Source organism: Siccirubricoccus soli (assembly GCF_024178315.1).
Lineage (GTDB): Bacteria > Pseudomonadota > Alphaproteobacteria > Acetobacterales > Acetobacteraceae > Siccirubricoccus > Siccirubricoccus soli.
Genome location: NZ_JAMZIK010000228.1, coordinates 1 through 2997, shown reverse-complemented (window position 1 = coordinate 2997; position 2997 = coordinate 1). Strand labels below are relative to the sequence as shown.

The 2997-nt window shown below is 70.9% G+C and carries 3 protein-coding genes; 2 read left to right on the top strand and 1 reads right to left on the bottom strand.

Annotated elements, in window-relative coordinates; all coding sequences use genetic code 11:
- Both NJ376_RS26995 and NJ376_RS26990 read left to right on the top strand, forming a co-directional pair.
- Window positions 1–850: Bug family tripartite tricarboxylate transporter substrate binding protein (locus NJ376_RS26995; protein WP_252956461.1), on the top strand; the 850-nt coding region annotated here is incomplete at its 5' end.
- 3 nt (window positions 851–853) lie between these two features.
- Window positions 854–1810, top strand: a complete 957-nt coding sequence (locus NJ376_RS26990) for a Bug family tripartite tricarboxylate transporter substrate binding protein (RefSeq protein ID WP_252956460.1) — start codon at window positions 854–856, stop codon at window positions 1808–1810.
- 354 nt (window positions 1811–2164) lie between these two features.
- Here NJ376_RS26990 and NJ376_RS26985 read toward each other — a convergent pair whose 3' ends face one another.
- Window positions 2165–2695: a VOC family protein gene (locus tag NJ376_RS26985; RefSeq protein WP_252956459.1), complete on the bottom strand. Its 531-nt coding sequence runs from the start codon at window positions 2693–2695 to the stop codon at window positions 2165–2167.
- Window positions 2696–2997: the final 302 nt, after the last annotated feature.

The following is a 2997-nucleotide window of genomic DNA, read 5'->3' as shown; positions in this document are numbered from 1 at the left end:
GGGCGGGGCGGATATCCCGATGCGCCTCGCCGCCCCGGCCATGCAGCAGGTGCTGGGCCAGACCCTGGTGCTGGAGAACCGGGCCGGCGCCTCCGGCTCGGTCGGCGCGGGCGTCGTCGCCCAGGCGGCGCCGGATGGCTACACCACGCTGGCGGATACCGCCGGCGGCTCGGTGAACCACCTGCTGATCCCTGGCCTGCCCTATGATTTCGCCAAGCAGCTCACCCCGGTCAGCCAGATGGTCCGCTCCCCCCTGCTCTGCGTGGTGCGGGCGGATCATCCCTCGAAGACGCTGGGGGAGCTGCTGGGACGGATGCGGGCCGCACCGGGGCAGATTCCCTTCGGCTCGTCCGGCGTCGGGACGATGACGCATCTGGCCCCGGCCCTGCTGCTGCGCCGGGCGGGGGTGACGGCCAACCACGTCTCCTATCGCGGCGGCGCCGCCTCCATTGCCGGCATCCTGGCGGGGGATGCGGAATTCGTCTTCTCCACCCTGCCCCAGGCGACGCCCCTGGTGCGGGAGGGGCGGCTGCGCGGCCTCGCCGTCTCCATCAACGAACGCCTGCCTGCCCTGCCGGATGTGCCGACGGTGCAGGAACAGGGCTTCCCGGATTTCGACATCGCCGACTGGCTGGGCTTCTACACCCCCACCGGCACCCCCGCCCCGGTCATCGCCCGGCTGGCCGAGGCGGCCCAGGCCGGCATGCGCGACCCCAATGCGGTGAAGCGCCTGGGCGAGCTGGGCATGATCCCCGTGGGCAGCACGCCGGAACAGTTCCAGGCCTTCTACAATGAGCAGCGCAGCACGCTCGGCGCCATCATCCAGGCGGAAGGGATCAGGGTGGAATAACGGATGCTCACTCGTCGCTCCCTGCCGGCACTGCTGCTGGCCGCCCCCGCCCTGGCGCAGGATTCCTATCCCAACCGCCCCATCCGCGTCGTCGTGGCCTGGCCGGCCGGCGGCGGCGTCGATACCCCGACCCGCCTCGTCTCCGTCCCGATGAGCCGCTTCCTCGGCCAGCCGGTGGTGCTCGACAACCGCGGCGGCGCCTCCGGCTCGATCGGCGAGGCTGAGGCGGCACGGGCGGCGGCGGATGGCTACACCCTGCTCGCCACCGGCCTCGGCATCGTCACCAACCCGATGCTGCTGCGGAACCTGCCCTACGATCCGCAGACGGCCTTCACCCCGGTCTCCCAGCTCACCTCGGCGCCGCTGCTGCTGGTGGTCCGGGCCGACCATCCGGCACAGAGCCTGGACCAGCTGCTGGACCTGGCGCGCAAGGCGCCGGGGCAGCTCACCTACTTCTCCTCCGGCATCGTGGGCGGGCCGCACATGACCTGCGTGATGCTGATGCGCCGTGCGGGGATCACCGCGACGCATGTCAATTACCGCGGCGGCAGCCAGTCCATTGCCGGGGTGATGGGCGGCGACACGGATTTCGGCTTCTCCACCCTGCCCCAGGCGGTGCCGCTGGTACGGGAGGGCAAGCTGCGCGCCCTCGGCGTCTCCTCGCCGCAGCGCATGTCCTCCCTGCCCGATGTGCCGACCATCGCGGAGCAGGGCTTCCCGGGTTTCGAGCGGGCGGAGGCGACCAGCCTCTGGGCGCCGTCCGGCACGCCGCCGGAGTGCATCGCCCGGCTGCACCAGGCCGTGGTGGCGGCGCTGGCCGATCCGGACGTGCTGGCGCGGCTCGAGGTGCTGGGCATGACCCCGGTCGGCAGCACGCCAGCGGAGATGGCGGCCGCCATGGCCGAGTACCGGAGCTTCGCCGCGGCGATGATCCGGGCGGAAGGGCTGCGGCAGGAATAGGCGGGCGGCGCCTGCGGGTCCGCCATCGCACCATGCGCTGCCCTCGCGGGTCTTTGCTCCGGGAAGCTGCGCCGGAGCAATATCTGGAGCAGCTTATCCCGGCCTGCCGGATCACGTCGCGACCCGGCAGGCCATAGGCTGCTCTAGAGCGTTTTCGGTTTACATGCGTTCACCGAAAACGCTCTACGCCTTTGTTTGCAGAGCAGATTCACGCCTGCGGGCGATGCCGCCCTACGGCGATCTGCTCTAGGGCGAAGATCCGATCGGGACGTCCGAGGCGGGCGGATAGCCGGTTTACGCACCAGCCTGCTCCGAAGGCGTGTGACTCGGAACAGCCCCTGTCGCCGCACAGCGTCAGTTCGGGCCCTTGGACGCCCCATGCACCGCTCGGGCCGCCGTGTAGCGTGCAGGCAGATCGGACACCTCGACGTCCTCCAGGCGGGTCAGGACGCGCCAGACATGTCCGGCCGGGTCATGGAACTGGACCATCCGGTCGCCCCAGAAGGCGTCTTCGGGGGCGCCGCCCTCGATGGTCGGAGAGGCGCCCGCGGCCAGGGCCTTGGCGAAGACGGCGTCCACATCGTCCACGTAGACGGTCATGAAGGCGGAGGCCGCCCCGGCCGAGAATGGGGAGCGCGGCCAGTCGGGGCGAGGCGCTTCCCGCCAGCGCGGGTTCTCCCGCGTAACCGTCAGGTAGGCGCCGCCCAGCCGCAGTTCCGCCGACACCGGCTTTGCGTCGGGAACGGCTCCGGGATGCGGCCGGTGGCTGCGATGGACCTCCTCGGCCCCGAGCACATCCCGGTAGAAGTCTGCGGCTGCGGCGACGTCCTGCACGATGAGCGTAATGCCTAACTGCCCTGTGCCCTGTCTGCCCAAAATGGCCATTTCACAGTCCTCTTCGCGTCCTGCCCACTTGCTGTGAGTGCTTCTCAACTCTGCCGAAGCAGTTTGTTCTCGCAAAGTTCTCATTTCGCGGCACAGCGGAAAGCCAGGACCAGGAACCTGTATGGGCCGGCAGCGACGCCTCCTGATCGGGTTCTCACCCTCAGGACGCCACCCTGCGGCGCCGCCCTCAGCCCAGCGCCGCCCGCACCGCCACCAGCACCGCCAGCCCGGCCAGCAGCGCCCCCAGCAGCCCGCCCCGGCGCAGCCGCCAGGCCAGCAGCGCCGCCGCCAGCCCGGCCAGC